Below are 277 nucleotides of genomic sequence, written 5' to 3' on the forward strand. Positions count from 1 at the left end.
GTAATGAACAAGAACGCCAGTATAGTGACTCATCGCTGAGAGCTTACAATTCTACAACAAGTGGCCGCACTTTTTACCTGGGCTTGAATTATCAATATTAAAAAACCTTACCCGTTTTTAAGTCAACGCTAAAATTTTCTCCCTGGGTATTTTTACTAAACTTTGCCATTACTTGTGTAAGTGAAGCTAAATATTGCTGTATCTGTGTTTGAGTTTTGCAATTTGATTGTTCTAATAAGGTGCTTAACTGTTGGTAAAAGATACGCCTTTTATCGGG

1 protein-coding gene is annotated in these 277 nt (G+C 36.1%); it reads right to left on the reverse strand.

The genetic code is table 11. The annotated features are described in order from the left end of the window. Window positions 1-97 precede the first annotated feature (97 nt). Window positions 98-277: hypothetical protein (locus SB816_RS31255; protein ID WP_410548145.1), on the reverse strand; the 180-nt coding region annotated here is incomplete at its 5' end.

It is taken from the genome of Achromobacter sp. SIMBA_011, assembly GCF_046535435.1.
Lineage (GTDB): Bacteria > Pseudomonadota > Gammaproteobacteria > Burkholderiales > Burkholderiaceae_B > Achromobacter > Achromobacter dolens.